The following is a 26,217-nucleotide window of genomic DNA, read 5'->3' as shown; positions in this document are numbered from 1 at the left end:
GGTTTTCACTAATCTTGTTTCTTTTTTTACTTGAAAACATTAATCAATTATAAATGTTTTCGCTAATTTTTTTATTTCATCTGAATAATCCCCCGCAAATACATGCCCCCGACTCCCACTTCTGCCTATGATGTCGTACTTTGTCTCCATTGAAGTAAAATATTTGCCAATTAAATCATCATAATATGCGTGTTCAAGATAATAACCATATCGATCGTTAACTCGCTTGTACGAATTCATCATATTTTTTTTAAAAAAAGCCACATTTGACTTAAAGAAGGCTGCATTTACATAAACAGGGTTATGTGGCGCTTTAAAACCTCTTGTTTTCAGGGAAAATAAGTAGGCTTTAAAATCCTTATAAAGGCTTATCCTTGATTCAAATACCTTTTTTTTTGCAGCACTCTGGTGGATTTTGAATACATTAGAAAATTGAGCATACTGCTGCTGTATTTGAAAAAAATCCGGGACAAACAATCTTCCTGTAATTTTATAAAAGTTAAGAGCGTCATTTAGATGATAGCTTTGCTCGATCGCATATTTAATTATTTTTCCTTCTCCATACCCTTTCCCATACCGTTGAGACTCCCGATTGCCATCGAAAACTAATACTTCCAAAGTTTTTCCTTCATCTTTGGCAAATTGCTGAATTTTGTGAAAATCATAATCTGTCTGACTGTTTTCACAAAATATAATTGGATTAACTGGAGTCAGCTTGATCCATGAAATCAGAGCGCACAAGTATTCTAACAACCTTTCCTCTGAATTATTTATTTTAACGTAAGGAGTATTTCCAACGTTAATGGTTGCTGTCATTACCAGAGGTTCTACCGAGGGTAGCGTTTCCATGTTTAGTTCTCCGCGCGAGCTTTAATATTTGGTATTTAGTGAGTCCATTCCCAATAGCTTTGGCTCCAATCTTCCCGGTAATGGAAAGTACCTTGCCACTCATAAAAACGTACAAAGTCATTCAGGTTTGGAGTTTTGTTTAGATCTCTGATCATGTAAAGCGGTTTATCCCCGTAAAAAGATGCCCACATCGTATAACTGCTGGGAGGCCCCATAATATAGTCGCATTCCGCTAAGGAGTACATGTCTTCAATAATTTGGTTGTTGCCAAAATAGTAATCAAACTGAGCTAATAATTTTTGATCTTGCTTGGCGTTATAACATATTAAAATTTTGACCTTTTTATCGGCAAACAACTGTTTAACTGAGGCCATGACTTTGACATAGTCCTCGCTTTGGTAAAAGTATCTACCGTTTTGATGCTGCTGGTAATCTCCCTGACGGATATGGATTCCAATCAGGATATCAGCATCGTTCCTCCTCATAGTGGAAATTAACTTATCTACATTTTGTCTATACTTTTCTAAAGGTTTGAAGTATTCTCTAATTGCCTCCCTATGTTTGCGTAAATTTGCTAGATCTTGCACAAACCATCCATCTCTCAAGAGCCACCCTTGCATAAAGGCGATCGAGTTGGCTTTAACCTGTTCGGTTACTTTAGAGTCGCTCCAGTTAAATGGCTTTTCTCTGGTGATGTCGATTAATTTGAACAGTTTGCTTTCAGCCAAATAGCGATTAAATTGATAGTATTTTATGCGTAACCAACGGTTGCCTTTGATTTTGAGAGGGGGCGGTGGATAGGCACAAAATAGATCGTTGGCTGTGGCTTGGAAATATTCAGCATATTCATCAAAGGCCGGATTCAGCAACCACAGGTTATTCTCCCTTGCAAAAGCAATATAATGAGCAAAAAGTAGTAGTCTGTTACCTAGTTGTCCGGATTTAGCAGCTATTACCAACATTGATGCACTCCTCAAAGTCATTTACTGGAAACTAACGGAGGGGTAGAATCAGACCGTCAGGTTCTTCTGACAGTCCGATCGTTTTTAACACCTTAACCGTGACGTTTTTGATGCCACTGCCAAGCATGGGATAGGATATCTTTGATGTCTGGGTATTGCGGTTTCCAGCCCAAGATTGTCCGAGCTTTGTCGCTGCTACCGACTAAGGCGGGGGGATCGCCGGGGCGGCGATCGCTGACTTCTACCTTAATCTCTCGTCCGGTTATTTCCCTTGCAGCATCAATCACTTCTTTTACCGAGAAACCCAAGCCGTTACCTAAGTTAAACGCATCGCTGTTACCGCCTTGTAAAAGATATTCCAAGCCCAAAATGTGGGCATCTGCCAAATCGGAGACGTGGATGTAATCTCGAATACAAGTCCCATCTGGTGTAGGATAGTCCGTGCCGAAAATAGAAATAGAATCGCGCTTACCCAAAGCAGTCATCAGCACTAGGGGAATTAAGTGAGTTTCCGGATCGTGATCCTCACCCAACAACCCTTGGGGATCTGCACCGGCGGCGTTGAAGTAGCGGAAGCAAACCGACTTAAAGTCATATGCTGGAGCGAAATCGGCGAGAATTCGTTCCACCATTAATTTAGTAGCACCATAGGGATTGATCGGATCTTGGGGATGATCTTCGGGAATCGGCACGATTTTGGGCACGCCGTAGGTGGCACAAGTGGAAGAAAAGACAAATTTCTTCACAGATGCTGCCATCATAGCCTCTAGGAGCGTCAGAGTACCTATGACGTTATTACGGTAGTATTTAGCGGGATCGGTTACCGACTCGCCTACGTAAGCATAGGCGCTAAAGTGCATCACGGCGTCAATATGGTGAGTCGAGAAGAGGCGATCTAGGAATGGGCGATCGCTTGTATCTCCCACTACCAACTCCGCCTTTAACACATCAAGGACGATGTCGCGATGTCCGTAGACCAAGTTATCCAGAACGACGACGCCGTAACCTGTCTGTTGAAGTGCTTTAACCGCATGAGAGCCAATATAACCTGCGCCCCCGGTAACGAGAATGGTTGGTTTATCCTGTGACACTTTTAAACCTTCCTGCTGTGCTATGTTTTACGAACTTGGCGCTTGTTTGGCGCGAAGTCTACATTACTTCCAAGGCTATTGGGGGGCATCTATCCTGCTTCATAACTTCGATAATGCGTTACTAACCTAACACCGTGGAACCGTCGTCAGTCAACGATCTTCAGGCGACCGGTTTGAATGTAGTCAAATATACGATTAATTTGGCGGCGGTCTTCGTCGGTGAGCTCGTAGTCAGAGAGAACCGCAGATATGAGCTTGAGGTGATCCTGACGGCTGATTTGTTTGGCTGAAAAGATCTGCTCTATCATTTGCTTGACGGTTAAGTTGGATTTACGGGGAGCGCCTTTGGTCATCAGCAGTGGTTTCCTAATCGGCTTATATATTTTTCCCAGTCGATCGTCTTTCTTTATCATTCCGGATCCTATTTGGATTTAAGTATTATTTAGGTACGCCCAGGCAAAGCTCGGATCGGGAAACTTTAAACATTCGCTCTCAAGTATCCCCCTCTGCCTCAATACGCAAAGGAGACAGTTTACATGCAGGTTTACCGGCTTCAAGCCCTTTGGGACAATTACGTGTTTTTGCTGCACGATCCGGAACAAAATATCGCCGCTGCGGTCGATCCGGCAGAAGCTGAGCCTGTATTGCGGCAACTTCAAGCCTTGAAGGCGGAATTAGTCGCGATTTTCAATACCCACCATCACGGGGACCACGTCGGCGGCAATCAGCAGCTAATGCAGCATTTTCCCCAGGTTCGCGTTTATGGGGGAGCAGAGGATGCTGGTAGAATTCCGGGACAGCAGGTATTTTTGACCGAAGGCTCCCAGGTCGAGTTCGCTGGCAAAGTGGCTCTCGTGTTCTTCGTTCCCGGACATACCCGCGCCCATATCGCTTACTATTTTCCGCCAGATGCCCCCGATCAACCAGGGGATCTATTCTGCGGCGACACGTTGTTTGCGGGTGGGTGCGGCAGATTGTTTGAAGGCACCCCCGCCCAAATGGTTGCTTCCCTCACCAAATTGCGCGCTCTCCCAGATAATACTAGGGTATGGTGTGCCCACGAATACACGATGAAAAATCTGGAATTTGCCCTGACGGTGGATGGTGCAAACCCTGACTTACAAAAAAGATACGCCGAGGTTAAGCAAGCGCGCAGTCGGTTAGAAGCGACCGTACCATCGATGTTGGGGGTAGAAAAACGCACAAATCCCTTTTTGCGGTGGGATGTTCCGGAGTTACAAGCGGCGGCGAAAAGCAGCGATCCCGTGCAGACCTTTGGGCGAATACGGGGAATGAAGGATCAATTTTGAGGCAGACTTACCCGGTTGCGATCGCTCTCGGTATTTCGATACGATTGTATGTTTGGGCTGGGTACTCATTACCCACTAGAGGACAAGTCATGCCGAAACGCATTCAATTAGTTTTAACTCAGGATGTCAGCAAGCTGGGAAGATCCGGCGACCTGGTAGAAGTAGCTCCTGGCTACGCTCGCAATTATCTATTGCCGAGAGGGCTTGGGGTCAATGCAACTCCAGCCATTCTCAAGCAAGTAGAACGGCGTAGAGAGCAAGAAAAGCAACGCCTGTTGGAAGAAAAGAAAGTTGCCATTGAGCGCAAAGCTGCGATTGAAGCAGCCGGTAGCTTCACCATCAGCAAGCAGGTGGGGAAAGAAGATGCCATCTTCGGTACCGTCACCGAACAGGAACTGGCAGAGGCGATTGGCGCACGCACGGGTCAGGAAATCGATCGGCGCGGTATTACCATACCGGATATTCGCAAAGTTGGTACTTACAAAGCCGACATCAAGCTGCATCCCGAAGTTACCGCAACGGTAGAAGTTCAAGTAGTGGCAGGCTAGTTGCTAATTGCTAATTGCTAATTGCTAATTGTTCAGAACTTTTGATCGTTAGCCATTAGCCATTAGCCATTAGCTATTTTCAATTATGGCTGACGAATTAAATTTACCAGGGGCGAGCGATCGCTTACCTCCCCAAAATGTCGAAGCGGAGGAAGCGATCTTAGGCGGCATTCTCCTAGATCCAGAAGCGATCGGGCGCATTTGCGACCATCTGAGTGCTGAAGCCTTTTCCTTAGAAGCTCATAGAATTATTTATCGAGCCGCAACTACCCTCCACAGTCAAGGCAAGCCAACAGATTTAATGAGCGTTACCACCTGGCTTGCCGATCGTAATTGTTTGGAAAAAGTCGGCGGGACTAATAAATTAGTGCAATTGGTCGATCGCACGGTATCCGCAGTCAATATCGACCAGTATGCGGCACTGGTAATCGATAAATATCTGCGCCGCAAATTAATTAATGCCGGTTATAAAATTACCGATCTGGGTTTCAAAACAGCCGTCGAATTACCGATTATTCTCGACCAGGCAGAACAGGAAGTTTTTAGCATTACTCAAGAACGACCCGCCCAAGGTTTAGTTCCGATTTCCGAGACGCTGATTCATACATTTCAAGATATTGAAAATCGCCAAGAAGGCCAAGTGTTACCGGGTCTGTTGTGCGATTTTTACGATTTAGATGCGATGACGGGCGGTTTTCAGCGTTCCGATCTAATTATTGTCGCTGGCAGACCGTCAATGGGAAAATGCTGCTCCCTAGATACTGAAATTGTCCTTTCAGATGGTAGCGTAGCAACTATTCAAGAAATCTATAACCGCCGTCGAGCCGAATTACTAACTCTAGGAAATGATTGGAAATTTCACACCGCGAAAGCTTCGGCTTTTGTGGATGATGGGATCAAACCAGTATTCCGCGTTACGACCCGCTTGGGAAGATTTGTTGAAACAACAATTACCCATCCTTACTTAACAATTAATGGCTGGAAGCGTTTAGCAGAGCTTAAACCAGGGGAGAAAATTGCTATCCCTCGAAGAATAAATATTTTTGGGACAGAAACCCTGGGCGAGTGTGAAGTTAAATTATTGGCGGATTTGACTGATAAAGAAACTATACCAGAGATTATTTTTAAGCTAACTCGTACCCAAGTAGCGTTATTTTTAAATCGCCTCTTTTCTAAGGATGGATGGGCGACAGTATTGGCTAGCGGTCAAGCACAATTAGGTTATGGGACTGTGAGTGAGAAGCTAGCCAGACAAATTCAACATCTGTTATTAAGATTTGGGATTATTGCCGCGCTGAAAAAACGCTCGTTTAAATACAAAGATGCTAGACGACAAGCTTGGCAACTGGATATTACGGATGCAAAATCGCTCAAAAATTTTATTTCAGAAATTGGTATATTTGGTAAAGAAGAGGCGCTGCATAAGGTACAGTCAGCCTTGGCAAAGAAAAAATACCAAACCAATCGCGACCTGATTCCAGTTGAAATATGGGACAAAATAGCAGTAGCAAAAGGTAGCGAACCTTGGGCAACTTTAGCGAGACGTGCCGGAATTAAGGGACATAGTAATATTCATGTGGGCAAGCGATCGCTAACCAGAGATCGACTGATGATTCTGGCATCAGCACTAGATAATTTGCCGCTGCAACAGTTAGCGATGAGCGATGTTTATTGGGATGAAATTGTTTCTATCGAATCAGTTGGCTCCAAGCAAGTGTATGACTTGACTATCCCAGAGACACACAATTTTGTAGCCAATGATATTTGCGTTCACAATACTGCGATCTGCTTAAGTATTGCTCACAATATCGCTAATCGCTATCGACTACCCATTGCTATTTTTAGCTTAGAAATGTCAAAAGAGCAATTGGTACAGCGACTTCTAGCAAGTGAAGCCGGTATTGAAAGTAATTATTTGCGCTCGGGAAGAATTAGTCAAAATCAGTGGGAATCTTTGAGTCGCGCCATCGGCAATTTATCGGAATTGCCTATTTTTATTGATGATTCTGCAAATATTAGCGTCACAGAAATGCGGAGTCAAGCGCGTCGCCTCCAAGCAGAAAACGGTGGAGAATTGGGATTAGTTTTAATCGATTACTTGCAATTAATGGAAGGCGGCGGTAGCGATAACCGGGTGCAAGAACTGTCAAAAATTACCCGCAGTCTTAAAGGTTTAGCGCGCGAACTCAACGTACCCGTTATTGGTTTATCTCAGCTAAGTCGGAGTGTAGAAGCACGCACTAACAAGCGTCCGATGATGTCCGATCTAAGAGAATCGGGTTGCTTGACTGGTGATAGCCTTGTGACTTTAGCAGATAGTGGAGTACAAGTGCCGATTCGCGAATTGGTAGGAAAATCGGGTTTTGCAGTTTGGGCGCTAAATGAAGTCACCATGAAGTTAGAAAGGGCTATTGTCAGCAATGCCTTTGCGACGGGTGTAAAACCTGTGTGGCGGCTAACAACTCGCCTTGGACGTACTATTAGGGCGACTGGTAATCACAAGTTTCTCACTATTGACGGCTGGAAGCGTCTGGATGAGATGAGGGAAGGTTCGCGCATTGCTTTACCTCGGTGCTTACCAAGTCCATCTTTTCAATCGATGAGCAATGCTGAATTAGGGTTACTTGGTCATTTAATAGGAGACGGTTGTACTCTTCCTCGACACGCAATTCAATACACGACTAGAGAGCCAGATTTAGCTCAAATTGTTTCATCTTTAGCTGTCGAAGTTTTTGGCGATCGGGTTACACCTCGTATTGTTAAAGAGCGAGACTGGTATCAGGTCTATCTTGCTGCAAGTTATCGATTAACCCATAACGTCAGAAATCCAGTCGTTAAATGGCTAGATTCTAAACGAGCTTCAAAATTAGCTCTGGTTGTTAAATCAGATGAAATTGAGCGATTGGCTAATAGTGATGTTTACTGGGATGAAATTGTTTCAATAGAGCCTGATGGTGAAGCTGAAGTTTATGATTTAACAGTTCCTAAACTACACAACTTTATTGCGAATAATATAATTCTGCATAATTCTCTAGAGCAGGACGCCGACGTAGTTATCATGTTATATCGGGAAGAATATTATATGCCCGATACTCCTGACCGAGGAATTGCAGAAGTGATTATTTCTAAACATAGAAATGGCCCGACGGGGACGGTTAAGTTATTATTTGATTCCCAGTTTACGCGATTCCGAAATTTGGCTTCTCCCAAACGTTAATCTTCTTGGGAGAAACCAGAAAATTGCTATTTAACGCAAGTTGCTAGTTATAAACCCAGGCGTTGCTAATTGCTAATTGCTAATGGCTAATTGCTAATAAAGTATTTTTACTGATATTAGCCTTTAGCCATTAGGCGCTATCTATGAGGTAACTAGCAACTTGAGTTATTTAACGTAAGTAGGGGCGGATTTTACCAACAATTAAGTGGAACCAAGGAATATCTCGTTAAAGTGTGCTGCTACTGGTAATGGGTAAAGGGTAATCGGTAATTTTAACGATTCCACCACCAATTACCAATTACCAATTACCAATTACCTATTAACGCAAGTTGCTAGTTATAAACAAGGGCGTTGCTAATTGCAAGCTTGCTAATTGCTAATATAGGATTTTTACCAATCTCGCCATTAGCCATTAGCCATTAGCTGTTTTTTGAGAGATAACTAGCAACTTGAGTTATTATCAATCTCACAACTTATAACTAGGAACTGGCGTTATTTAACTTCTAGCAGTTCCACATCGAATATGAGAGTCGCATTGGGGGGAATGACTCCACCCGCACCGCGAGCGCCGTAACCCAAATCTGGGGGGATAATTAACTGACGCCGTCCGCCGACTTTCATCGTACCGACGCCTTCATCCCAACCTTTAATTACTTGTCCGACACCAATAGTGAAATCGAAGGGACGCTTGCGATCGCGCGAACTATCAAACTTGGTACCATCTTCCAAAGTGCCGGTATAGTGTACCCTCACCGTCTGACCTCTGTTTGGCGTCGCCCCAGTTCCTGCCTCGATCTCGATATACTTCAGTCCAGAAGGCGTGGTGATGACGGCACCCGCAGTTTCCTCATTCATAGTATTGCTCGCAATTAGGGTATTCTCGTTCGTCGCTTCGGCGATCGTCGGTTGAGTCAAAGGCGATGCGGTAGCGAAGTCAGCTGGCGTGTTAGACACTTGCGATCCGATCGCACCTTTAGGCCCCCCGCCAAGTTGAGCCACCACGATGACCAGAAAACAGACTACCACGACCCCAAAGCTAATTAAAATTCCTCTCATCTGTTTGCCCTCAGATCGGACGCCGTTAAACATATCACGCTTGGGAGTCGGATAGTCTATTTAAGATCGAGTTTTAACGCCAGAGTTTGTTTTCCAAGTCGCGTACTTGACGTTCTAGACGGTCTATGCGTCCCCGCAATTCATCTACTTCAGACTGGCGGGGAACCCCCAGATCCTGCAACATATTACGCATCTGGCGCTGCATCTGAGCTTCAAAGTTACCCTTATCCGACCCCAACTGATGCATCATATCATCTACGAATGCCTTAGCTTGGTCGGGATTGATTTTACCCTCTTTAACCCATTCATCGCTGACTTCGCGGATTTTATCGGCGACCAAGGTCGTCGTGCCAATACCAATCATCATTAATTGTTTCATCCAGTTGTTGTTATCCATGCTGCGTTCCTGTTATTTGGTGAAAAAGGCGGCGTCACCGATGCCATCAAATCATGCTCGCGCGCGATCGCATTCTGGCATCCAGTATCATTGTATGAACTCCTCAGTCCTGCTGTGTGAGGTGGATTTCCGCACCGGGTGGGAAAATGTTTAGGCTGTTTAGGATCTGCGTGCGATCGCTAGCTTGCTGTCCCCGCTTCATCTATCCGTTTTCGGTTCAACTTCGACCGCCGTATTTTTACGTATATTTGTTAAATTTTCACGCTATTTATCTTGGGTCAGGTTAACTTAGTATCATCGTCGAAAAATAAAAACAAAGTCTTTAACTCAAGCTGCAAACCTCGTAAACTTACCTAATTTTTTCCGGTTTCCCTATTTGGGTAATTGTTACAGCAATAGGGATTCAAACCTGTCTGAGATTGGTTGGTTGTTAGGTTCGTTTGTCTAGGCGAAATTGACTCAACATCAAACTGTTTGTAGACTCAGATATTGCACCGGATCATTAACCCGCCAGAGAATAAATTCACGGGCTTTTAGCTCAAGTCCTCTTTAGAGGACTAAACACTTATTCAAAAGGAATTTCAGTCCATTTTAATGGACTTGAGCTGTTAGCCCGGAAATTTATTTCCGGGCGGTTCGGTGGAAAGGTGCAACAGCTGAGTAGAGATACCTTGAATGGGTGAAACCTGACTCATTCAACGCTTGTTTAACTGTAAATAGCTCGATAGATATTGGCTCTGTAAACGGCTAATCGTGGCATTTTTAGCCGTAGGGTTCATCTATTTAACGCAAGTTGCTAGTTAGATCCAAGCGTACTGGTAATGGGTAATGGGTAATTGCCAATAGCAGACACCCTATAAATCCAATTAACAATTAGCAATTAGCAATTAGCAAGGGATATTTAATTGTTTTCGCAACCTGTTGAGGTGGGTTATTATGTCTAGTGGAAATTTGCTCGATAGCTTGAATAAATCTGAGGAAAGTGCCGACAAATTATTAACCGAATTTGCGGCAGATGAAGAGTTTGGGAAAAAAATAGCTCGCGCCTTCGGTAACGACTTCGACAACGCCGGAATAGAAGCATTCCGTCAGCTATGGATAACGGGCGATTTTACAGGATTGCCAGCAGTTGAAATTCGTTCAGCAGCCGATATCAATGGCGCGAATGGGGCTTTTTCTGTTGATACTAACAAGATTTATTTATCTGAGGAATACTTGGCACGGAATGGAGGGGATGGGGATGCGAGCGCGGATGTTTTATTAGAGGAAATCGGACATTTTGTCGATGCGCGAATTAACGTATTTGATTCTCCTGGAGACGAAGGAGCGATATTTTCAGCTTTAGTGCAAGGCAAATATTTAGATACACCAACACTGCAAGGATTAAAAGCAGAAAACGATACCGCAGTTCTCACGATTGATGGGAAAATTATTCAAATCGAAAAAGCTGACAGCTACACGGGCAATAATCTGAATGCTGTAATTGGCGGATTAGAAAATCTCCTAACTACAATTCAGTCTACTATCAACACCCAAGTTTTTAGCAAAAATTTACCAATTTTTGGCAACCAACTCAACAACGCTTTAGGAATACAGGACTTGTGGAAATCAAATGTCCTGAATGGAGTTACTTTAACGCTTGATAATATCGCGCAGAAACTCTCGGAAGCAACTGGAGGGTTAGTCAACATTGTCTCGCAAACAGCCGAGGAAATTAAGTTTAAATTGAATTTAAACAATCCGAAAAATTTACCCGCCAGCCAAATTGCTGCTAACTTTGGTATTCCCAACATTGGTTTAGAGGTTCAAGGCAGTGCCACGGCTAATCTTAACCTAAACTTCGGTTTAGATTTTGGTTTAAAAAAAGATAGCGGATTTTTTTTAGATACCTCAAACACAGATGAATTTAAAGTTGGCTTAAATTCATCTGTGACATCTTTAGATACGTCAGCAAATTTGGGCTTATTAAAGCTGAATGTCCAGAATAACAACACTCAATTTAACGGTAACTTTGCTTTAGATCTGCAAGACCAAAACTCCGACGGGCAAATTGCGGCTGCGGAGATTTTACCGAAGTTGAATGGCAATGCTAATATTGGCCTTAAAGCTAAAACAACTCTGGTTGACTCAGTTGTTTTGCCATCTTTTAACTTCAATTTTAACTTGGGTGTGCCGGATGTTTTTGCGAGTAATATTCAGCCGCAAGTAAGTTTTACCGATGTAAATGTGGGGCTGGGTTCGTTTTTTCAAAACTTTACCAAACCCGTTTTGCAAAACGTTGATAAGGTGATTGCACCGATTCGACCCGTGCTTCAAGGTCTAACGACTAACATTGCTTTTCTGACGGATGATATACCGAGTGGTTTGGGTCTTAAAAGTGTACTGGATGTTGAGCAAGTCGCCACGCCTGGTGATGTAACGATACTAGATATTCTCAAGTTTGTAGACACAGTTAAACCCATTCCTGGTTTAGATCAAAGCCTACAATTTATCAAATCGGCTCGCGATATCACTCAACTTTTGGACATTGCTTCAAGTATTGCTACTAGCAATCAAATTAATTTGGGTAGCTTTGAGTTCAATACAGGGAACCCTCAGAACGCTACTTTAAATCCAACTAACACTGATGTCATCAAGTCCCAACTCGCTAGTTTTGCCCCAAACTTTAGTAGTTCTCTGCAACAATTTGGTGGGCTTCAATTCCCGGTTATAACCAGTCCTCAAGAAGCTTTTAACTTGTTACAGCAAGCAGCATTGCCAGATATTGCCGCTATAAATCTGTTGCTGAAGCGACCGAGTAACCTGTTTATATACGACATGCCAGCATTGGAGTTTGACTTCGATCCGCCAGATATACCGATACCGATTTTGCCACCATTGTTTGCCAAAATTGGGATCGATAATATTAAAGCCAAAATGGATTTTGCTTTTGGCTACGATACAGCAGGAATTGCGGCGCTGGGTGGAAGCGGGAATGTTTTTAATGGTTTTTACGTGAGCGATCGCGCCAACCCAGACGGCACGGGCGAGGATATTCCGGAAGTCACGTTTGCTGGAGATATTGCTGCCAAACTCAGTCTAGATGTAGGGGTTTTAGACCTCTCTGGAGGTGGTTTTGTCAGGAACAAAGTTGGTTTTAATCTCGCCGATCCAAACGGTGATGGTAAAACTCGCATCAATGAAATTGAATCTCAAATTTTCGATCAAGTTGATGGCAGAATTTCCGCCGGTCTTGCAGCTCAAGTTACCATGCCAGTCGGTGCTGCGATCGTCAAAAAAGTTTTAACCGATCCGGTTTATTGGGTCAATCCTGTTTATGGCGTGTTCAAAGACTTAGCGAAGGAAGCTGGGTGGCTCGATGAGGCTGGAGAATTTATCGGTCGGGCAACTAAGGTGGTAGAGGATGTCATTGAAGAAATTCCGATTATTGGCTCTCTCTTCGGGGCAGTTAAAAAGATAGTCAAAAAAGTAGTCAAAATTGTTGATGACCCCAGTAAACCCCCAGATGTTCTGTTCAGATTAGAAAGTCCTGAAGTCATTCTCTGGGATTTTCAATTGGGTGCAGGCAGTGGTATTCCTCCCAAAACGGGATCTCTTACAGGTGATGACGGAAACAACCTCTTAAATGGCAGTGCCACTGATGACGAAATTTTTGGTCGCGGTGGTAACGATACGCTCAACGGTAACGACGGCAAAGACAAGCTCTACGGGGAAGCTGGAGACGATCTGCTCAATGGCGGTAACGGCGATGATTTCCTCGACGGTGGGGAAGGGAACGATACGCTCAATGGAGAAGCGGGAAACGATGCTCTCAACGGGGGTAATGGCAACGACCTGCTATCGGGCGGTGAAGGCAATGACCTACTCAATGGCAACGAGGGGAACGACCAGTTGTCTGGAGAGGCAGGTAACGATAACCTTTCCGGTGGCGCTGGGGAAGACAGTCTCAGCGGCGGTGACGGCAACGATAGCTTAGCGGGCGAAGCGGGGAACGACACCCTCGATGGAGGTGCGGGTAAAGACTTGTTAACTGGTGGAGATGGCAACGACTTGCTATCTGGTGGCAGCGAAAACGATGCGCTACAGGGTGATGGGGGTAACGATACCCTCAACGGTGGCGATGGTAACGACCTGCTTAACGGTGGTGACGGCAATGACCTACTGGCTGGCGAAGCGGGAGACGATATCCTTGACGGTGAGGCAAATAACGATCTCCTGCAAGGCGGCGACGGCAAAGATATTCTGTACGGACGCACCGGCGATGACACGCTGGTGGGCGAAAACGGTGACGACGTACTCTATGGCGGGGAAGGTAGCGACAGGCTCAAGGGTGACGACGGTAGCGATCGCTTATTTGGTGATGCGGGAAATGACATCCTAGATGGAGGTGCTGGTGCTGACCAATTAAACGGTGGGGATGGAGAAGACTCGCTTGTTGGCGGCATTGGTAGTGATGACCTGTACGGTGACGCCGGAAACGACAGCCTGTTTGGCGGCACCGACAACGACCAGCTAGTTGGCGGCGATGGCAACGACCTCCTGAATGGAGAAGCGGGAGATGATAACCTGTTTGGCGAAGCTGGTAACGACACCCTAGTAGGTGCAGATGGGAACGATAACCTGCTGGGCGGCGACGGTAGCGACCAGTTATCTGGGGATGCAGGTAACGATTTCTTAGCTGGGGGAGAAGGCGACGATACCCTGGCTGGTGGCGATGGTAACGATGAGTTATTCGGAGAAACAGGAAGCGATCGCATCGACGGCGGTTCTGGAAATGACCTGATCGGCGGCTTTGATGGCAACGATCAGCTTGCCGGTGGTTCTGGAGAAGACACAATTTATGGCGAGGCTGGGGATGATGAAATCGTTGGAGATGCTGGCAATGATTTGCTAATCGGGGCGGCTGGTAATGACTCGATTGATGGTGGACTCGATATCGATACCGTTAGTTATGACAATTCTCCTGAAGGCGTTGTTGTCAATATCGATGAAACCCAAAGTTACGGTAATAATGCCCTCGATTCGATCGATTTAGAACCGACGTTTACAATTAGCGGCGGTACTGCTTTAGATGGTTTTGGCAATACCGATAAACTGACCAATTTAGAAAATATCATCGGCTCAAACTTCGATGATATTCTGATTGGCAACAGCGTTGATAACCAAATCAAAGGGTTAGCAAAAAATGACCTGCTAATTGGCAATGCAGGCAACGATACCATTGATGGTGGTGAAGATACCGATACTGTCAGCTATCGCCGCGATCCAAGTAGCGTCATTGTCAACCTTGAACAGAACTTCGCTCAAGATGGTTTTGGCAATAACGACCAAATCTTTAACGTTGAAAATGTCATCGGTTCCGCCTTCAACGACAACATTACCGGCGATGCCAAAGCGAATATTATTACCTCCGGAGATGGCAACGATACGATTGCAGCAAGAGATGGAAACGATTCGCTTTATGGGGAAAACGGCAACGATGTCCTGATGGCAGAAGCAGGCGATGACTTGATTGTGGGCGGAAAAGGGGCAGATACCCTTGATGGCGGTACTGGCAACGATACTGCTTCCTATTTCAATTCCGCAACGGGCGTTGCTGTGAGTTTGAAAACGGGTAAAGGTTGGGCAGGAGATGCCAACGGCGATATTCTCACATTAATTGAAAACCTGATTGGTTCGGAATTCATCGATACTTTAATTGGCGATGATGGCAATAATTTTATCGATGGGTTAGGTGGCAACGACTTTATCGATAGCGGTGCTGGGGATGATACCGTCGAAGGAGGAGAAGGACGCGATCGGATTATCGGTTCTGCTGGCAACGACTCGTTAGCGGGTGAAGCGGGAATTGACTACATCACCGGCGGCGACGGCAACGACTATCTCAACGGCGGCACCGATAACGACCAACTCTATGGCGAAGCGGGTAATGACTCCCTTGACGGTGGCGAAGGCAACGACTACCTCGAAGGCGGCGAAGGCAATGACTCTCTCGCTGGTAGCGGCGGTAACGACCAACTTTACGGTCAACTCGGCAACGATATCCTTGATGGCGGCACTGGCAACGACTACCTCGAAGGCGGCGACGGCGATGACTCGTTAGTTGGTAACGATGGCAACGATTATCTATACGGTCAAATAGGCAACGATACCCTCGATGGCAGCGCTGGTAACGATAACCTCGATGGCGGTGCTGGCAACGACCTAATGTTCGGCGGCGAGGGCAACGACCGACTAGACGGTCAAGCGGGTAGCGACACGTTACAAGGCGGCGAGGGCAACGACCAACTCAATGGCGGCGACGATGCCGATCTTCTCTTGGGACAAGCGGGAGTAGACCTCCTGGAAGGCGGCAACGGCAACGACTCCCTCGATGGCGGCGATGACGATGACCGACTCTACGGTAACCAAGGTACTGACACCCTCGATGGCGGCAACGGCAACGACTTGCTTGATGGTGACAAAGGCGACGACCTTCTCAATGGCAATGCGGGCGATGACCGACTCTTCGGTCAAATTGGCAACGACACCCTGTTTGGCGGTACTGGCAACGATTTCCTCGATGGTGGCAACGATGGCGATACGCTTTCCGGGCAAGCGGGTGACGACACCCTGTTTGGCAACAACGGCGACGACTCGCTTACGGGTGGCGATGGCAACGACTCCCTTGTAGGTGGGAATGGCGATGACCTGCTAACCGGCGACGCGGGGAATGACGAAATCTACGGCAGTGCCGGACGAGACTCCCTCGATGGCGGTACTGGCAATGACTCCCTCGATGGCGGTACTGGGGACGACGAATTGTATGGTCGCACTGGTAATGATTCTCTCGTGGGCGGCGACGGCAATGACTACCTGGATGGCGGTGCAGATGCCGATACCTTATTCGGGCAAGCGGGGAATGATTACCTCGATGGCGGCGACGCTAACGACCAATTATCGGGTGGCGATGGCAACGACCAATTGTTCGGTCAAGCGGGAAACGATACCCTGGCAGGCGATGGGGGAAATGACTACCTGGAAGGCGGTAGCGGCGATGACTCCCTAACAGGCGGCAATGCCAACGACCAACTCTACGGTCAAGTTGGTAATGACGTCATCGATGGTGGAGTGGGCGACGATTACCTGGAAGGCGGAGATGGCAATGACTCCTTGACAGGTGGAGATGGTCGCGATCAACTCTACGGTCAAGCTGGTAATGATAGCCTCAATGGTGGTGCTAGCGATGACTATCTGGAAGGCGGGGATGGCAACGACACCCTGTTTGGTGGCAATCACAACGACCAACTTTACGGTCAAGCTGGCGACGATTACCTCGATGGCGGCGATGGCATTGACTTACTCGCTGGTGGAGAAGGTAACGATACCTTGATTGGGCAAGCAGGAGATGATTCTGTTTCAGGGAATGCCGGAAATGACTTGCTCAACGGTGGTGCTGGCAATGATATCGTCGAAGGTGGAGAGGGTGATGATGTGCTGTTTGGCGGTGCGGGGTTTGATAGTCTTTATGGCGGTAGCGGTCAAGACCGATTCGCTTTAGTTGCCGGGGCGGGTGCGGATGTTATCTTCAACTTTATCAAGGGGAGCGATCGCTTGGGCTTAACCAACTCTCTCACCTTCGCTCAGCTTAAAATTGTCCAAGGCACCGGCAATAACGCTAGCAATACTTTGATTCTGTGGCAAAACAACAACGAACTCTTAGCTACCATTTTGGGAGTACCAGCAAATACCCTGACCAACGCTGATTTTGCCCTCTTATAAACTATTGCAGGGTGCGTTAGCCACTAGCCATAATGCACCCTAGAAATAGCGGATTGCAGCCATAAAAAAAGGTATACCTTTGTTTGTATAGCGGCAGCATTAATGCTGCCGCTATACAAACGAAGCCTTTTGGCTGTACTTCACAGGTAAAGCAATCCGCTGTAAGTGCGATCGCGCAGCGTGCGGTCGGCATATTGCTCCTTAAATATCCCTCATAATCAATGCCAAATTGCCCCCGTTGTCACCAACCCGTTAAATCCCAAGCAATCATCTGTCCCCATTGCCAGATGGAGTTAAAAGCCTACGGTCATCCCGGTATTACTTTACACCGGACGACTGGGGAAGAAGCCTCTTTATGCGACAGTTGCACCTACCACGAAGACGATACCTGTACTTTCCCCAAACGCCCCTATGCTAAGGAGTGTACCCTTTACCAAAACCGCGCTTTAAAAGATTTGTATCAAAAGCCGCAGCAAAAATCCAGCCCGTCGATTAGGCTGTGGTTGCAGCGAAACCTGATTTGGCTTGTCCTGGTAGGTCTAATCGTTGTCAGTTTTATCCTGGCCTTGATGCGGTAGGCTCAAGCACGCTCACTGTTGATGAATGGGTTGCGTCCGATGGATGATCCAGGTGGGTCGGTTTTTCTTGAAATACTGCCAGGTCAAACCAGAAAGTTGTACCAACGCCCACTTCGCTGACTAGGTGAATTTTAGTGTGATGCTTATCGATGATATTTCTGACAATTGAAAGTCCTAGTCCAGTTCCTTCCTTGGTATGAACCCGGTTTTCTACGCGGAAAAAACGATCGAAAATTGCCTGTTGATCCTCTAGCGCAATGCCAATCCCCGTATCCGAAACTTCCAGGCGCACTGGCCCGATTTTTGGTTCGATAGTATAAGCCCGAATTGCTACTCGTCCCCCTGCTTCGGTGAACTTCAGTGCATTTCCTACTAAATTGGTTAGTACTTGCAGCAACAAATCGTAGTTACCCAAAACTAGGGGCAAATTGGCGTCAATTTCTTGAATTAGCTCAATGCCTTGATCTCTGGCATTCAACTGATAGGTTCGCAGGGTTTGGTCAACGATTTGAGCGATATCTAACCCATCAAAATGATAAATTCGGCAGGAAGTTTCCAGTCGCGATAAATCCAGCACGTCATTGACGAGGCGGGTGAGGCGGTCTGTTTCGCGATTGGCTGTTTGGAGAAAGTCGCGGCGTTGGTCTTCGTTGAGGTCTTCGCCGTACTCGTGCAGGGTTTCGATGAAGGATTTGATATTAAATAACGGGGTTCTAAGTTCGTGGGAAACGTTGCTGATAAATTGACTTTTGGCTTCGTTTAGTTCTACTTCGCGAGTGATATCTTGTACCGTCATGGCAATGCCTTTGATGCTATCTCGGTATTGGTCGAGGACGGTAGTCAGGAGAATGCGGACGGTGCGGTTTGTCGGGTGGGTGAGGGTGATGCGAAACTCGGCTTCGCGATCGCCTTCCCCTGCGGTCATTTTATACAACGGTCGCGTCAACTCTGCCGAAACGGGCGCTGGCAGGCTATACAGCAAGTTCGACCCCACCAAATCGCTGCTTTCCCAACCAAACATCTGCCGCGCTGTGGTATTGACTAAAATCACCTGCAAGTTAGTATCCAGCAGCACTGCCCCATCGGCAATCGTCGAAACCAGGGTTTCCAGCTTGGCTTTTTCCGCCGTTAATTCTTCTATATTTTGCTCTTCATAACGCTCTAGCTTTTCCGCCATTTCGTTGAAGCTTTCGATCAACTCGCCGAGTTCGCCGCCGTGAGGGAGGTCTATTCGCTGCTTGAAGTTCCCCGTAGCGATATTTTTCACCCCCGTCACGAGTTCTTTAATCGGTCTAGTGATTGTCAAGGCGTTAATCACGCCGCCCAAAATCACCATTGCCCAGATCGAGATAAAAACGGCAATTGTGACATCCCGCGTTAGGTTTGAGGAAGTGACGACGGTGGGATTGGGATTAATTCCAATTGCCAGAATGCCCAGATACTTTCCTTCGTGATAGACGGGAACAAACACATCGGTGACTTCGCCGTCGGGGGTGCGATGCTGCCGCACCATTGGCAAGTCGGCATTGGTCGCGTAATCTGCTGGTAGTTGAATGCGACGCTCGAGGGTAAGTGAGGTTTGCACTTCCGATTCCGTAAACGGAATCCCAAAGAAAATTTTCCCTTCACTGTCGGCGTAAAGCATGTAGCGCACGCTGGAGGTGCTGGCGTAGAAGCGTTGGGAAAAGCGGGCGACTAGAGTCAGATCGTTTTCTGCAATCAAAGGCGCAACGTTCGTCGCCAGCAGGATACCCAGGTCGCGACCGAACCGGGTATCGTTAAGACGCGCATCTTGCTGAATTGAGTTGACTGCCCAGAAGGTGAGGCCACTCATAAATAGGGAAACAACTAAAGTCGCCGCTGCCATTAGCCTTGTCTGGAGGGTAAATTCAGACCACCAATGGGCGATCGCATCTCGGATTGTTTTCAAGAGGGCCAGCATTTGGGGGATCTTTGGGTTTTGGTTTGCTGTGAAGTACGATAGCGCGTAACAGGTATTTGTGCTGTTACATTAATCATTACCAGTTTGGACAAATTCAGCAAGGAACCATCGATAAAGATTCCCGATAACGAGGTCAGCTTATCCCTTGATGCGCCAGCCAATATCGCGCCGATAGTACTTGCCTTCAAACTCGATACAATCTACGCCAGCGTAAGCTTGTGCGATCGCTTGCTCAAAATTGGCGGCAACAGCTGTCACCCCCAGCACTCGTCCCCCATCGGTTAATATCTGGTTCTGCCGCAATTGCGTTCCGGCGTGAAACACAATCGCTCCCTTTGCTTCGGCAGGTTCTATCCCGGTAATAACTTTCCCTTTTTCGTAGTCTCCCGGATAACCCCCACTCGCCATCACCACGGACACGCAAGCTCCCTGCTTCCAGCATATTGGTGGCATTTTGTCAAGTCTTTGTTCGACACAAGCCAGCATTAATTCTTCCAGGGGAGTTTCGAGCAAGGGTAGAATGGCTTGGGTTTCCGGATCGCCAAAGCGACAGTTAAATTCCAGGACTTTGGGTTCGCCTTGGGGGGTAATCATTAATCCGGCGTAGAGGACGCCGCGATAGTCGATCTTGCGCTTTTGGAGATGGGCGATCGCATTCTGCAAAACTTCCTGCTCAATCCGTGCCATCAACTGGGGCGTCACCAGGGGGGCAGGGGCATAAGCGCCCATGCCGCCGGTATTTGGGCCCGTATCCCCCTCCCCGATGCGCTTGTGATCCTGGGCGGGTAACAAGGGGCGAATCGTCACGCCATCGGTTAAAGCTAAAACCGAGACTTCTTCACCCGTCAAACATTCTTCAATCACCACTATGCCGAAAGAACTGTTAAACACCTCCTCAATCGCAGCTTGAGCTTCCGCAACAGTTTGCGCCACGGTTACCCCCTTCCCAGCCGCCAAACCATCGGCTTTGATCACGATCGGGGCACCCTGCGCCTTGACGTAGGCTTTTGCCGACGAGGCATCGGCAAACACAACCGCTTTCGCCGTGGGCATTTTAGCTTCTTGCATCAAAGCTTTTGCCCAAGCTTTACTCGCTTCAATTTGGGCACCCGCTTTCGTGGGGCCAAAAACGGGGATGTGTTGCGAGCGCAGATAATCTGTAATTCCCCTGGACAGAGGCAGTTCTGGCCCTACCACCACCAGAGAAATATCATTTTCGCTAGCAAAGCGTGCCATTCCCTCAAAATCATCTACCCGCAGCGGGAGATTCTGACAGCGCTGCATTACCGCCGTACCGCCATTACCCGGAACGCAGAACACCTGTTGAATTGCCTCGGATTGTAGGAGTTTCCAAGCTAAGGCGTGTTCCCGTCCCCCATTCCCAACAACCAAAACCTTCACGTTATCTTCGCACTCCAGCTATCGAATTTTTAAGGATAAAATGTTACTCTTCAGTCCAGGTATCGCTCTTCAGTATAGAAAGTTTATGGCTAAAAGTATCGTTACAGGGGTCGCCGGTTTTATTGGTTCTCACTTGGTGGAAGCCCTGTTAAACCAAGGGGAACAGGTGATCGGGGTCGATCAGTTCAACGATTATTATGACCCAGCCCTGAAACGCCAGAATATTTCCAGCTTTGAAAATCACCCTAATTTTAAATTAATCGAAGCAGATATCCAGTCTCTCGATTGGGCGGCACTGTTGGCTGATGTGGAAATAGTTTATCACCTAGCGGCGCAAGCGGGAGTCCGTGCTAGCTGGGGCGATGGCTTCCGCGCTTATACAGAAAGGAATATCAACGCCACGCAAATTATGCTGGAAGCGGCGAAGGACGCCAAACACCTGAAGCGGTTTGTTTATGCTTCAACTTCTTCTGTCTACGGCAATGCCGAAACTTTACCGACTTCTGAATCTATTTGTCCTGTCCCCGTATCTCCTTACGGCATTACCAAGCTGGCAGCTGAGCGTTTATGTGGATTGTATTACAAAAACTTCAAAGTTCCGTTTACGGCATTGCGATATTTTAGCGTCTACGGCCCCCGCCAACGCCCGGATATGGCATTTCATAAGTTTTTTAAGTCGGTTTTAATCGAGCAACCAATTCCTATTTACGGGGATGGACAGCAAACGCGAGATTTCACCTTTGTCGGCGATGTTGTTGCTGCGAATTTAGCCGCTGCTCTAGTGCCAGAAGCGGTGGGAGAAATTTTTAATATTGGCGGCGGGAGTCGGGTGGGATTAATGCAAATTATCGACACGATGGAACAAATTGTCTCTCGTCCCATTCGCAAAAATTATCTCGCAGCAGCGATGGGAGATGCGCGTCACACGGCGGCAGATGTGTCAAAAGCAAGGAAAATCCTGGGTTATGAGCCTAAAGTATCGCTCCGGGAGGGTTTAACCCAGGAGTGGAATTGGATTCAGTCTTTGTACGGTTAATTGCAAGGCCATCACCTTTGTTTCTTCCTAGCTCTCCAGTTGAGAAACCAACGATTTTTTATATAAACAAAGGTGATTTGCCGCCATCACCTTTGTTTCTTCCTAGCTCTCCAGTTGAGAAAGCAACGATTTTTTATATAAACAAAGGTGATTTGCGTAATATCGTTGACCGTTGCATCGGAATTACGACCTGTAGGGAAAATTAGCAATTAGCAATTAGCAATTAGCAATTGGCAAGAAAGGCCGATCATTCCGATGCAACCGGATTTGATATAAGTCCTGAATTCTTTCAATATTCGTTAGCATCAAACTCCCAAAGTTCGTGGTCGGCAGGATAGGGAGTTTGTACTCTTTTTCCTAGTAGTTTTTCCCACCAGCGAAAGGGATGAGGCAGCGTGGCTACTTGGATGCTAGGACAGCCTACAAGCCACGCTCCTAGTATGTCTGTGTGGCGGCTGTCTCCAATCGCTACAACTTGTTTGGGTTTCAGTTGCATGTAATTTAAGGCTTTAATAAAGGCAAAAGGAAAGGGTTTCCTGGCTGGATTTATGGCTGTAATTCCTAGCCGATGCTCCCAAAATTTCACCCGATATCGCCGCTTACCATTTGAGAGGATATAAAATTTAAACCCTTCTAATTTTGCTTGTTTGAGCCATGCTTCAGCCCCTGGAGATAAGTAACGATCATCTTCAGAAACAATCGTGTTATCGAGGTCGAGTATTACTCCCCGAATTCCAGATTTTTTCAGTTCATCAATCTCTATAGAAGCGAGTCGATAAGCTTGATGAGGAAAATATCGAAACATTTTGTTTGACATAGGAAAATATCGCGCTGGTTGAGCAACTGGTTTCAAAGAATATCGATTGGAAAATCTATTGGATTAAACCCTGAGATTTAAGCCAGAGAATGCCAAAGCTTGCGATCGCCCAAGCAATCACAGTCATCAGGAGTGGAAAATCCTTTAATAAAACTTCTTCAGGTCGCTCAGTTTGTCCTCCTTTCTCAATACTGGCGTCACTTTTACGAGCGATTTCTTGGGGGTCGCTGAGTAATTGATAGCGAAAAATGCCGTATAAAACAAAGGGCAATGTTAACATCATCCAGGGGGTTGATGCTCCATTGAGTTGAGGGCCGGAACTCCAAAGGGCATAAGTTAAAACGGCTCCCGTTGTGACTGTACTTTCCATGCGGATTAATAGAGGCAAGGAGTAGCGTTTGAGGACGGCGCGAGTTTTACCGCCTTTAATTTGTAACCACCGCAGTTCCGCTTTGCGTTTCTCAATGCCCAAAAACAGAGCCAGCATGGCAGTACACAGCAAAAACCAGGGAGATAGAACAATTCCAGTTGCTGCGGCGCCTGCAAAAGCGCGCAAAATAAATCCCGTTGCGATCGCCACTACATCCAAAATTACCGTGCGCTTTAGTCGCAAATTATACGCAACTTGCAGTATGCCGTAGGCGATGATAGTTACTCCCAAGTTGGGACTTCGCCACCAACCGACGCCTATGGCACCACCCAACAAAACTATTGCCATCAATATCGCGACTGGGATAGCGATCTCTCCCGCTGCAATCGGGCGCTTGCATTTGACCGGATGTTGCCGGTCTGATTCTACATCGGCAATATCGTTGAATAAATAAAAACTACTGGAAGCGCAACAAAACAAAACAAATGCTAGCAAGCTCCCCAGCCAAGATTGCCCATTAAGACTAAAAGCAAACAAAGGGGCGGCAAACACAATCAAGTTTTTTGTCCACTGGCGAGGTCTGAGCGCCTGCAAATAAGCCGCTGCTTTATTACCAACTTTTTCTGGTTGCAAAGTTGTATTGCCTTTGAATTCAGTTTTTTTCGGTCTAAACATATGTTCCAATTTTATCAACTGCGATCGCTAGTATTTTGGAGATTTTCCGAAACGCGGAAGCTGCCCACAAAAGGGGTGGAAGCCTCAGTCGGGCGCTGCTGCATCTGCTTGATTACTTGCTTGGGGGGCTGTGCTTGACTATTCATCACCTCTTTTGCTTTGAGCAATTGCAAACCATTATTTACACCCGCAGTCAACACCAACATCCCTGCCAATACCAAGGCGATGGACCGTGCAGGCGTCTGGGTGCTGAATGCTGCCAAAACTATTAACAACGGCAAGAAATGTAACGAGTAAAGAAATGTTTCCTCGCCGTATACGGTGTGAAGTGCTAGCTGTCCCAAGATACTAAAACCAAGAACAATGCGGAGTTGGCGATGCTGTTTGGCAGCGAAAAATCCCCATATTCCTAAAGCTAATAGTGCCATCCACAAGATGACGGCAACGGTTCCCCAGACGCTGGCAGAACCGGGTATGGCGCGCTGTGTCAGCACCCTTAATAGCTCCAACTTTTTCCAATGAGGAATTACTCGCATATCCGGCATTACCATTGTGTGAGCCACAAAAGACTGGAGGACGTGCCAAAAACCTCCAGATGCTTGCCGCAACATGTAATTTTTTTCTTCGCTATCGTTGATAACGATAAAAAATCCAGCACTGGGAAAGATAGACTTCTGTACGCCCCATAGCAGAACTGTCAGACACAATGCATCGAGGGTAATCTTCCATGCCCACTTGCGGCGATATTTTGCCAAGGTTGCCAGAATTCCCACCATCCAGTTGGTGGTCGTGATGCTCAATGTCGCGGCACTTACAACGGCATACCATTGTGCCGACAGCTTGCGATATTGGGCGATGGCGACAAGACATAGTCCCGCCAGAATGCTTAAGGCTCCAAATGGGTAGGTTTCTGGCACGACAAACCAAAACATCGCGGCGGCGCTAGTTGCCCCAAGGATGCTAAATAGAGCCGCGTCAAATCGTCGGCAACCCATCAGTCTCAGTAAAATGAACAGCGCCATTATACATAGCGCTGCTACCGCAGCGATCGCTAGTCTTACCGCAGTCAGAGCTTCTTGACCCAATACTTTTTGCATTAAAAATACGGGTGGGAATGCTATCAGCGAAAATATTGGGTGTACTTTAGTGCGGGAATGGTTGCTGAATCGGTCGGTCATGTTGGCAAACACGCGGGGAATATCGGCTGAAAACCACAGATCGGCACCTCTATCGGTAAGTAGCCAGGGGTCAATCAGCTGCGACCCAAGATAGGATGCAATACCTGCAATAGCCGCGAGCGCAACTACCAGCAGAATCTCGCGCCAGTTTTCGCGAGCTTGGTTATTGAGCGCAGCTATTCTACTTTTAATCGATTGGGCGGCTACAGGCAATTTCCCTGCTTTGGCTGTTATACCAAGCCAGCCTTTTTTCATAGATCAAATCTCTCCCAATTCCATTAGTTTCGCGTTTCTTTCTGTTAAGCGAATCAGGTTAAATGCGAAAGCTTCGCGTCCGGTCGGCATATCGCACCATTGACTCTCGACTTGATCGGCATCCCCGATATTTGCCGATTACTCCTTATAGCTGCTTTTATCACCGATCGTACCTCCAACAACCTGTCGGACTTTGTCGCCCATTATACCCCCTGGCTACGGGGTGGGGAATGCCGAGCAATAAATAAATTGAGCCACAGCGAATCATTATTTTTGAAACTTATATTCGTAGGATTACTTACGTCTTTCAACAAATGTTGGTAAGGTTTGCCTAGCCTTTGATATCTCGGCTTTTTAGGTTCAACACACTGTTTGTAAACCCGTACTTACTGTTTAATGCTGAACAACAGTAGCTCAAACTGGCTTCATGCTGGTGGCTAGACAAGTATTTGTAGGTGTTATGACCGAGATATCGATTACCCGATGAATTGCCTTTTATCAAGGGAAGCTGGTCAACGTAGGACTCTTTCTTGCCCCCGCTATACCTTTAGGGGTTAGCGGCGGGTCGTTGACGGAAGTTCTAAGTATTCTTCGGAATACTTGAAAAGCCTACATCTAGCCGTTAGGGAGGTGTACGATCGTCACTTTTTTTATCTTCTGGGGGGTTCGGGGGGCGATAAGACCCGCGCTCAACCCAGAGGGTGAGCGACGGGATACATGGACACCCCGCGCTTGTCGAGTGGGGTTCGATGCCCCCGAGACAAGCATTTACTA

General features: G+C 46.8%; 18 protein-coding genes. 7 read left to right on the top strand and 11 right to left on the bottom strand.

Going from position 1 to position 26,217, the window contains the following annotated elements; all coding sequences use genetic code 11:
* Positions 1-39 precede the first annotated feature (39 nt).
* The 4 genes from MiSe_RS17985 to MiSe_RS17970 all read right to left on the bottom strand — a co-directional run bounded on the left by MiSe_RS17985 (position 40) and on the right by MiSe_RS17970 (position 3,315).
* Positions 40-849, bottom strand: coding sequence for a hypothetical protein (locus MiSe_RS17985; protein WP_226582949.1), 810 nt, complete (start codon positions 847-849; stop codon positions 40-42).
* Positions 850-884: 35 nt separating this feature from the next.
* A complete protein-coding gene (locus MiSe_RS17980) occupies positions 885-1,811 on the bottom strand; it encodes an alpha-1,2-fucosyltransferase (RefSeq protein ID WP_226582946.1) in 927 nt (308 codons plus the stop codon).
* Between the two features lie 92 nt (positions 1,812-1,903).
* Entirely contained in the window at positions 1,904-2,902 is a 999-nt protein-coding gene (gene galE, locus MiSe_RS17975) for a UDP-glucose 4-epimerase GalE (RefSeq protein ID WP_226582942.1), read from the bottom strand.
* A 146-nt stretch (positions 2,903-3,048) separates the two neighbouring features.
* Positions 3,049-3,315: a hypothetical protein gene (locus MiSe_RS17970; RefSeq protein ID WP_226582939.1), complete on the bottom strand. Its 267-nt coding sequence runs from the start codon at positions 3,313-3,315 to the stop codon at positions 3,049-3,051.
* 123 nt (positions 3,316-3,438) lie between these two features.
* On the opposite strand from MiSe_RS17970, the gene gloB reads away from it, so the two are divergent.
* The 3 genes from gloB (at position 3,439) to dnaB (ending at position 7,977) form a co-directional block, all read left to right on the top strand.
* Positions 3,439-4,212 carry a hydroxyacylglutathione hydrolase gene (gloB, locus tag MiSe_RS17965; RefSeq protein WP_226582936.1) on the top strand — a complete coding sequence of 258 codons (774 nt, stop codon included), beginning with the start codon at positions 3,439-3,441 and terminating at the stop codon, positions 4,210-4,212.
* Positions 4,213-4,301: 89 nt separating this feature from the next.
* A complete protein-coding gene (rplI, locus tag MiSe_RS17960; RefSeq protein ID WP_226583005.1) occupies positions 4,302-4,760 on the top strand; it encodes a 50S ribosomal protein L9 in 459 nt (152 codons plus the stop codon).
* Between the two features lie 85 nt (positions 4,761-4,845).
* Positions 4,846-7,977 (top strand): replicative DNA helicase, encoded by a 3,132-nt coding sequence (dnaB, locus tag MiSe_RS17955; RefSeq protein WP_226582933.1) that lies wholly within the window; start codon positions 4,846-4,848, stop codon positions 7,975-7,977.
* Positions 7,978-8,469: 492 nt separating this feature from the next.
* Here dnaB and MiSe_RS17950 read toward each other — a convergent pair whose 3' ends face one another.
* Entirely contained in the window at positions 8,470-9,033 is a 564-nt protein-coding gene (locus MiSe_RS17950) for an FKBP-type peptidyl-prolyl cis-trans isomerase (RefSeq protein WP_226582930.1), read from the bottom strand.
* A gap of 73 nt (positions 9,034-9,106) precedes the next feature.
* Entirely contained in the window at positions 9,107-9,430 is a 324-nt protein-coding gene (locus MiSe_RS17945; protein WP_226582928.1) for a phasin family protein, read from the bottom strand.
* Between MiSe_RS17945 and MiSe_RS17940 the strand changes: the two genes are divergently transcribed.
* The 3 genes from MiSe_RS17940 to MiSe_RS17930 all read left to right on the top strand — a co-directional run bounded on the left by MiSe_RS17940 (position 9,429) and on the right by MiSe_RS17930 (position 17,769).
* On the top strand, positions 9,429-9,584 hold the full coding sequence (locus tag MiSe_RS17940; protein ID WP_226582925.1) for a hypothetical protein: 156 nt from the start codon (positions 9,429-9,431) through the stop codon (positions 9,582-9,584). The two genes, MiSe_RS17945 and MiSe_RS17940, sit on opposite strands and share 2 nt — an antisense overlap.
* 782 nt (positions 9,585-10,366) lie before the next feature.
* On the top strand, positions 10,367-17,191 hold the full coding sequence (locus tag MiSe_RS17935) for a hypothetical protein (protein WP_226582922.1): 6,825 nt from the start codon (positions 10,367-10,369) through the stop codon (positions 17,189-17,191).
* A gap of 221 nt (positions 17,192-17,412) precedes the next feature.
* Positions 17,413-17,769 (top strand): zinc ribbon domain-containing protein, encoded by a 357-nt coding sequence (locus MiSe_RS17930; protein ID WP_226582919.1) that lies wholly within the window; start codon positions 17,413-17,415, stop codon positions 17,767-17,769.
* On the opposite strand, the gene nblS is transcribed toward MiSe_RS17930, so the two are convergent.
* Together nblS and purD are read right to left on the bottom strand one after the other, a co-directional pair.
* On the bottom strand, positions 17,747-19,711 hold the full coding sequence (gene nblS / locus MiSe_RS17925; protein ID WP_226582916.1) for a two-component system sensor histidine kinase NblS: 1,965 nt from the start codon (positions 19,709-19,711) through the stop codon (positions 17,747-17,749). The genes MiSe_RS17930 and nblS overlap by 23 nt on opposite strands.
* A 138-nt stretch (positions 19,712-19,849) precedes the next feature.
* Positions 19,850-21,112 carry a phosphoribosylamine--glycine ligase gene (purD, locus tag MiSe_RS17920; protein WP_226582913.1) on the bottom strand — a complete coding sequence of 421 codons (1,263 nt, stop codon included), beginning with the start codon at positions 21,110-21,112 and terminating at the stop codon, positions 19,850-19,852.
* A gap of 85 nt (positions 21,113-21,197) precedes the next feature.
* On the opposite strand from purD, the gene MiSe_RS17915 reads away from it, so the two are divergent.
* The gene (locus MiSe_RS17915; RefSeq protein ID WP_226582910.1) at positions 21,198-22,148 is read left to right on the top strand and encodes an NAD-dependent epimerase/dehydratase family protein; all 951 of its coding nucleotides are present in this window, start codon (positions 21,198-21,200) and stop codon (positions 22,146-22,148) included.
* A 289-nt stretch (positions 22,149-22,437) separates the two neighbouring features.
* Here MiSe_RS17915 and MiSe_RS17910 read toward each other — a convergent pair whose 3' ends face one another.
* Genes MiSe_RS17910 through MiSe_RS17900 form a run of 3 tightly spaced genes read right to left on the bottom strand, consistent with a single transcriptional unit; the run spans position 22,438 to position 25,443 of the window.
* A complete protein-coding gene (locus MiSe_RS17910; RefSeq protein ID WP_226582907.1) occupies positions 22,438-22,965 on the bottom strand; it encodes a YqeG family HAD IIIA-type phosphatase in 528 nt (175 codons plus the stop codon).
* Positions 22,966-23,020: 55 nt separating this feature from the next.
* Positions 23,021-24,010: a decaprenyl-phosphate phosphoribosyltransferase gene (locus MiSe_RS17905; protein WP_226582903.1), complete on the bottom strand. Its 990-nt coding sequence runs from the start codon at positions 24,008-24,010 to the stop codon at positions 23,021-23,023.
* Between the two features lie 14 nt (positions 24,011-24,024).
* Positions 24,025-25,443 carry a hypothetical protein gene (locus tag MiSe_RS17900; RefSeq protein WP_226582888.1) on the bottom strand — a complete coding sequence of 473 codons (1,419 nt, stop codon included), beginning with the start codon at positions 25,441-25,443 and terminating at the stop codon, positions 24,025-24,027.
* Between the last annotated feature and the right edge of the window lie 774 nt (positions 25,444-26,217).

The sequence above is a fragment of the Microseira wollei NIES-4236 genome (genome assembly GCF_020521235.1).
GTDB classification, from domain to species: Bacteria; Cyanobacteriota; Cyanobacteriia; order Cyanobacteriales; family Aerosakkonemataceae; genus Microseira; species Microseira wollei.
The sequence above is the reverse complement of the archived record's forward strand: the minus strand, read 5'-3'. Positions and strand labels throughout refer to the sequence as shown.

Bases quoted from the DNA above. Each gene is read 5' to 3' on its own strand.
- MiSe_RS17930 (WP_226582919.1), top strand. From the start codon at position 17,413: ATGCCAAATTGCCCCCGTTGTCACCAACCCGTTAAATCCCAAGCAATC.
- MiSe_RS17935 (WP_226582922.1), top strand. From the start codon at position 10,367: ATGTCTAGTGGAAATTTGCTCGATAGCTTGAATAAATCTGAGGAAAGT.
- gloB (WP_226582936.1), top strand. From the start codon at position 3,439: ATGCAGGTTTACCGGCTTCAAGCCCTTTGGGACAATTACGTGTTTTTG.
- dnaB (WP_226582933.1), top strand. From the start codon at position 4,846: ATGGCTGACGAATTAAATTTACCAGGGGCGAGCGATCGCTTACCTCCC.
- MiSe_RS17970 (WP_226582939.1), bottom strand. From the start codon at position 3,315: ATGATAAAGAAAGACGATCGACTGGGAAAAATATATAAGCCGATTAGG.
- MiSe_RS17940 (WP_226582925.1), top strand. From the start codon at position 9,429: ATGCTGCGTTCCTGTTATTTGGTGAAAAAGGCGGCGTCACCGATGCCA.
- MiSe_RS17945 (WP_226582928.1), bottom strand. From the start codon at position 9,430: ATGGATAACAACAACTGGATGAAACAATTAATGATGATTGGTATTGGC.
- MiSe_RS17980 (WP_226582946.1), bottom strand. From the start codon at position 1,811: ATGTTGGTAATAGCTGCTAAATCCGGACAACTAGGTAACAGACTACTA.
- rplI (WP_226583005.1), top strand. From the start codon at position 4,302: ATGCCGAAACGCATTCAATTAGTTTTAACTCAGGATGTCAGCAAGCTG.
- MiSe_RS17915 (WP_226582910.1), top strand. From the start codon at position 21,198: ATGGCTAAAAGTATCGTTACAGGGGTCGCCGGTTTTATTGGTTCTCAC.
- nblS (WP_226582916.1), bottom strand. From the start codon at position 19,711: ATGCTGGCCCTCTTGAAAACAATCCGAGATGCGATCGCCCATTGGTGG.
- MiSe_RS17910 (WP_226582907.1), bottom strand. From the start codon at position 22,965: ATGTCAAACAAAATGTTTCGATATTTTCCTCATCAAGCTTATCGACTC.
- MiSe_RS17900 (WP_226582888.1), bottom strand. From the start codon at position 25,443: ATGAAAAAAGGCTGGCTTGGTATAACAGCCAAAGCAGGGAAATTGCCT.
- MiSe_RS17950 (WP_226582930.1), bottom strand. From the start codon at position 9,033: ATGAGAGGAATTTTAATTAGCTTTGGGGTCGTGGTAGTCTGTTTTCTG.
- MiSe_RS17985 (WP_226582949.1), bottom strand. From the start codon at position 849: ATGGAAACGCTACCCTCGGTAGAACCTCTGGTAATGACAGCAACCATT.
- MiSe_RS17905 (WP_226582903.1), bottom strand. From the start codon at position 24,010: ATGTTTAGACCGAAAAAAACTGAATTCAAAGGCAATACAACTTTGCAA.